Source organism: Occallatibacter sp., assembly GCF_049802275.1.
Taxonomy (GTDB): domain Bacteria; phylum Acidobacteriota; class Terriglobia; order Terriglobales; family Acidobacteriaceae; genus Telmatobacter.
Genome location: NZ_JBARMD010000541.1, coordinates 1 through 5,634, shown reverse-complemented (window position 1 = coordinate 5,634; position 5,634 = coordinate 1). Strand labels below are relative to the sequence as shown.

Here is a 5,634-nt window from a genome sequence, read left to right as displayed (position 1 = left end):
GGCGACAAAATCAGCATCTGGGCTGTGCCCACACTCGGCGGAGAGCCGAAGCTCTATCTCGAAGGTGCAGCCGAGTTTGACTGGTCGCGTGACGGGACTGAGCTTGCCTACCACACGTCCGGGTCCGGAGATCCCTTGTTCGTGACCATCGGCGCCCGGCAACCGGGAGACAAGCCCATCTTCACAGCGCCGGCTGGTCTCCATGGTCATTTTCCGCTGTGGTCGCAGGACTCGAAGTTCATCTACTTCGTCCAGGGAACGCCTCCCGATAAGCTGGACATCTGGCGCATCCGATCGAGTGGCGGAACGCCGGAGCGCATCACGTCGCACAGCGGACGCGTCACTTACCCGGTGTTTCTGGATGCACGGACACTGGTGTACCTCGCCACCGATCCCGATGGTTCGGGTCCGTGGCTGTATAGCATGGATGTCGAACGCCGCATCCCCCACCGGTTGTCTTCCGGCCTGGACCGTTACACCTCGCTGGCCATCAGCGCAGATGGCACTCGCATGGTGGCCACGCGCGCAAGTCCCAAAAGAGCCCTATGGCGCTTGCAGATCGATGATTCCGGCAAGGAGCTGACGCCGGCCACTGAAATCCCACTCACAACCGCGACCGGATTTTCGCCGCGTCTGGGTCCGAATTATCTTTTGTACGTTTCTGCAACCGCTACCAGCGAGAGTATCTGGAGGCTCGCCAATGGTGCCGCGACGGAGTTGTGGAGCGGTAAGGGAGCGCGAATCCTCGGAGGGCCTGCGATCTCCCCAGAAGGGCAACGTATCGGGTTCTCGGCGTTGCAACCGGACGGTCGAACCCCTTTGTACGTAATGGAATTGGATGGAACAAACGCCAGAATCGTCGCAGACTCGTTGCACCTGGAGGGCTCCCCGGCGTGGAGTCCCGACGGCAAATCCATTACATCGGCGGTCGAAGATCACGGGGTAACGCATCTCTTCCGGGTGCCGCTCGACGGCCGCCCTCCCACGGTTTTTATTCCGGAGTACTCGCTTGATCCCACCTGGGCGCCCGATGGTGGGTTTGTCGTGTACTCGGGACCCGACATTGGCACCACGTTCGCAGTGAAGGCAGTCGCGGCCGATGGCACACCGCATCATTTGCCTGCCCTGACACTGACACGAGGAGCGCGGCGTATCGCCTTCCTCCCAGGTGGGCGAGACCTCGTGGTCCTGCGCGGGGAGATGCAGCACATGAATCTCTGGGTGATCAACCTGGAGACCGGTGCGGAGCGGCAGCTGACCAGCTTCACTCCTGAATTCGATATTCGAGACTTCGACGTCTCCGCCGATGGCCGCGAAATTGTGCTGGAACGCGTGCAGGAGCGCTCAGACGTGGTGCTCATGGATCTCCCGCGGCGATGATCCGGCCCGGAGGAGGCACGCGAAGCCGATAGGGATTTGCAACCCGAACTTATTCCGGATGGGCCAGATTTGTCGGGATCTGGAGAGGGAAAAGGCGTAGAGAAAGAAATCGGGGCCACACGTCGTTGGCCCCATGAATAAGAGATGAAAGCAATTTGTCGGGAGCCGCGGTTTGGTCTGTTGGGGGTGATCACGAACCGGCGTCGGAAGCGATATTCTCCTTTCCGCCTGATGACGGTTAGGAGAACGCTACAGAGTCTCTAATCCTACTAGGCGGCGTTATGTGTGGCTGCGTCTCTCTGCCGGATAACCGCATCCGCTTGAGGGCCTTTCTGCCCCTGGACGATGTCGAATTCGACGTCATCGCCCTCTTTCAGAGTTTTGTAGCCATCTAACTGGATTGCCGAGTAGTGAACGAAAACATCTGGCCCGTCATCACGTCCGATGAATCCGTAGCCCTTGGCGTTGTTGAACCATTTCACCTTGCCTTTGAACTGAGCCACAGGGTTTTGCCTTTCTTGCCACTAGATGGGGGTTGATGAGCGAATGTTTTGGGGAAACGCCCACCTTACCGACTATGACGCTCATTCGCGGACAAAGGTTTATTGAAATCCGGCCAGAAGATTCACAAAATGGGACATAACGGGGCAAATTGCGCCCCGGGCTGGGCGGAAGATATTGAATCGGTTGATGAAAGAATTCGCGAATTATTTTTTGCGTTTTTTGGCGAGGCGCCGCGCATAGAGCAGAACACTGCAGAGGGTTTTGCCGTCCTTGATGGCGCCTTTTTCGATCATTTCGACGATTTCAGAGAGTTTTACGAGGCGGAACTCGATGTTCTCGTCATCCTCGGGGTGGGCATCGCCAGCCACAAGGCCTTCGGCCAAAAATACTTTCATGGATTCGCCGAGGAAACCGGGACTGCCGTAATACTCAACCAGGGGTTTCCACTTTTTGGCGTGATATCCAGTCTCTTCTGCGAGTTCACGCTGGGCACCGACGAGCGGATCTTCGCCCGGTTCGAGCTTGCCTGCGGGAAGCTCCCACAGGTATTGCTGCGCAGCGTGGCGGTACTGGTGCTCCATGACGATCCATGGATCTTTCTTGTTTTTCGATCGATCGACGGCGAGGATGACGACGCTGCCGTTGTGGCGGATGACGTCCCGCTCAGAAGGCTTGCCGCCTGGCTCGAGAAGCTTGTCGTGTAGAACGCGGAACAGCGGTCCCTGGTAGACGACCTCGGAGCTGATGAGAACTTCGGCTTCCTCGGGCGTGGTCGGCGGGGCATGTCCGGGCGTCTCGGCATTGGGGGATTTGGGCTTCTTGAGCTTCGCGGGTTTCGCCTGCTTGATCTTCTTTGCCATGCGCGTACGGGCCTCCTTAGTGCGGTCAAGAGCAGTATATGCGGCGGGATTGACCAAGGCGCCGGGGAATTCCTCTCGGCTCCGTGAGCAAATTCCTTGGTGTCATAGAGTTGCGAGGGTACTGCAAATCACCCCCAAAACTCGAACCGCACCAATGTTTGAGGGGCATAAAGGAATCTACTCTTCAAGAGGTTTTACTTTATGACTCGCTTCTAACCTCTTCCGCCAGTCGATCATTGAGTCCTTGCGAAATCCCATCGAATGAATCCCGAATGCCTCCATATCCAGAAGAGCCGTAAAGGATCTTCGCGCCTTCCTGGCATCCAATTGGGCTTCGGCCTGCTTGAAGCATTCAAACGCTACAAGGTCGGCTGGTTGAAGTGCAATTGATTCCGTCCATGATAAAGAACCAATCGTCGAAAAGTAGTCTTTCCCATCGAAGCCTTTTCTGTTTATCGCTTGGGTGAATGCTCTTAAAATCGTTGGATCATAGCTGCCGTCTCCTCCAGTTCGATCATGGAATAGAGCGACTTTTGCATAGCTATCGGGCGCCATTCGCCTAATATCTTCCACGATGTGATACATAATGAATTGGGTAAAGACGTGGTATGCGGCCTTTAGCTTATCGCTTGCCCACTCAGGAAACACTTCGCAAAGATCATCTAACTGCATCTCGATTGCGACGGTATGCGATGGAAACAGTTTGAATGCCCTAAAGAGTTGTAGAACGAAGGTGTCCCTCTCGTCCCGAGTCCAGCCTTCAAATTCGCCACGGCAACCGCTGCAATCGGATGCGTGATACCGACTGATGGGCCTTCTTCCTTCTGCGATGAGTTGTTTGTTTTTACCTGCAATTTGAAGCTTCCAGCGCCGCTCCATGTTATCCCAATCTTTTCCTCTCGCCATTAGACAAGAGAAGGAAAACACGTTCTGCTTGGGCCCGTAACTCTCATCCATGTAGCCGCGCAAAAGCATAAAGATTTCCCCGGGGCGCAGAATGCCATCTTCGTTTAATGCATCGCAACGCGGAACACGGTTACAGAGTAGGGGCGCAAGTCGAGAGGAATTGTTCCGGAACTCATGGCGATGCTGGAGTTTTCGGGCGCAACATTCTGCGGAAGCGCAAAGCTGTTTTCCGCGCTAAGGTCCGCGCTTGAGAGCGTGGTGACTTTGACGGTGCCGGATGCCTGGAGTTCGCCGAGTTGGATCGTGCCGGTTCTCTCGCTGGACGCGTAATTGACTACCTTGAGAATCAATTCGTGGGATCGGTCGTCGACCACGGCGCTCGTGTACAGGCCCTCTTTGGCTTGCGGTGTTGAGGGCACGACACGGGTGCCCGTGTTGTTTGCGAAGAGACTCTGGACGTAGTAATCGGGAGTGCCATAGGACCGGAGATTGTCGAACCAGATCGCGTCGGGAGTCCACTGCCAGGCGTTGACGTTGGCCAGCAGGGGCGCATAGGAAGCCATCTGCACAACATCGCCATTGCGCTCGAGCCCGGTCATAAACGCGGCTTCCGAGATGGCGGTCTTCCAGTTGTTGCGGTTGGCTGGACTGGTTGATCCAACACTCTGGGCCGCGTATTCGCCGGCAAAGACTTTAGGGCCGGAACGGTCGTAATGATCGTAGCGACCTGTGTTGGAGAGAAACCACTCAGGACTCATGTAGTAGTGTTCGTCAACGATATCGGCATTGAGCTTGCGCCAGTTGGTCCACATGCTGTCGAAGGGTTCGCCGGTGGGAAAAGGACCTGCACTGACCACCAGCTTGATCTCCGGATGTTTGGCTTTGAGCGCGGCGGCAAAGACCTTGTAGCGCTCAAGGTAGCGGTCGCCCCACTGCTCATTGCCGACACCAATCATGGTGAGATGAAAGGGCGCGGGGTGTCCCATCTGGGCGCGCAGCTTTCCCCAGGGCGTGGTTACGGGGCCGTTCGCAAAATCGATCAGGTCGAGTGCGTCCTGGATGTACTCATGCAGTTCATCAAGCGCCGCTGTTTCGCTGGAGTTGAACTGGCAGGCCATTCCGCAGTTGAGGATCGGCAAGGGGCGAGCGCCGATGTCTTCGGCAAGCTGGAAGTATTCGTAGAATCCCAAACCGAAAGATTGGAAATAATCCGGCGCGGGCCGCGTATCGAACTCATCGTTCCAGCGGTTGATCAGAGTTTGGCGCTCTGCGAGGTCGCCGACCGTCTTCTTCCATTGGTAGCGCGTGGCGAGGCGGCGACCCTCGACGATGCAGCCGCCGGGGAAGCGGAGGAACCCAGGGTGCATGTCGTAGAGGAATTGCACGAGGTCTTTGCGAAGGCCATTGGGGCGATGCTTCCAGGTGTCGACAGGAAAGAGCGAAACCATGTCGATATCAACGGAGCCCGCTTCATCAAGGGAGAGATTCAACTGGGCCTTCTCGGCCGAGCCAGTGGCTCGAATGATGGTTTCGTATTTTTTCCAATGCCCATCGAAGCCGTCGAGATTTCCGGTCGCAATGGGTTTGTGCTTTTCGTCGAGCACAACTGCGCGAAGACTCTTTGGCCCGTGGGTTCGCACATAAGCTGAGAACCGGTACTCGGCTCCCTCTTGAATACCCATTCCGCGGAAACCGGAGTTAAACAAGGCGTAGCCCGGCTCGACAGCACGCACGCGAAGGTAGTGCGGGTTGTGCTGGTTCAGGGGATCGTCCGTGCGGATGTCGAGTTCCCCTTTGGGCCGGTCGAGTCCTTTACTGCTGAAACCCATCACTTCGTGCCATCCGGCCAGCGGTTCGTTGAATTCGAATGACCGGTTTTTGACGAGTTCCGGATACAGACCGCCGTCCGCACCGAAATTGATGTCTTCAAAGAAAATCCCGAACATCTGGGGGGAGATCTCCGCCCCCGGATGGGCGGCGTCGA

General features: G+C 56.5%; 5 protein-coding genes. 1 reads left to right on the top strand and 4 read right to left on the bottom strand.

Annotated features, from left to right (window positions below):
• Nucleotides 1-1,380 (top strand): TolB family protein (locus WA354_RS18725; RefSeq protein WP_472814539.1); only part of this gene is annotated, 1,380 nt, incomplete at its 5' end.
• A gap of 269 nt (nucleotides 1,381-1,649) precedes the next feature.
• Here WA354_RS18725 and WA354_RS18720 read toward each other — a convergent pair.
• From WA354_RS18720 to WA354_RS18705, 4 genes are all read right to left on the bottom strand, one after another.
• A complete protein-coding gene (locus tag WA354_RS18720; protein ID WP_472814538.1) occupies nucleotides 1,650-1,883 on the bottom strand; it encodes a cold shock domain-containing protein in 234 nt (77 codons plus the stop codon).
• Nucleotides 1,884-2,087: 204 nt separating this feature from the next.
• Nucleotides 2,088-2,744: an NUDIX hydrolase gene (locus WA354_RS18715; protein ID WP_472814537.1), complete on the bottom strand. Its 657-nt coding sequence runs from the start codon at nucleotides 2,742-2,744 to the stop codon at nucleotides 2,088-2,090.
• Nucleotides 2,745-2,921: 177 nt separating this feature from the next.
• Nucleotides 2,922-3,719, bottom strand: a complete 798-nt coding sequence (locus WA354_RS18710; RefSeq protein ID WP_472814536.1) for a hypothetical protein — start codon at nucleotides 3,717-3,719, stop codon at nucleotides 2,922-2,924.
• A 35-nt stretch (nucleotides 3,720-3,754) separates the two neighbouring features.
• A partial coding sequence (locus WA354_RS18705; protein WP_472814535.1) for an alpha-L-arabinofuranosidase C-terminal domain-containing protein occupies nucleotides 3,755-5,634 on the bottom strand: 1,880 nt, incomplete at its 5' end.

Bases quoted from the DNA above. Each gene is read 5' to 3' on its own strand.
- WA354_RS18715 (WP_472814537.1), bottom strand. From the start codon at position 2,744: ATGGCAAAGAAGATCAAGCAGGCGAAACCCGCGAAGCTCAAGAAGCCC.
- WA354_RS18710 (WP_472814536.1), bottom strand. From the start codon at position 3,719: ATGCTTTTGCGCGGCTACATGGATGAGAGTTACGGGCCCAAGCAGAAC.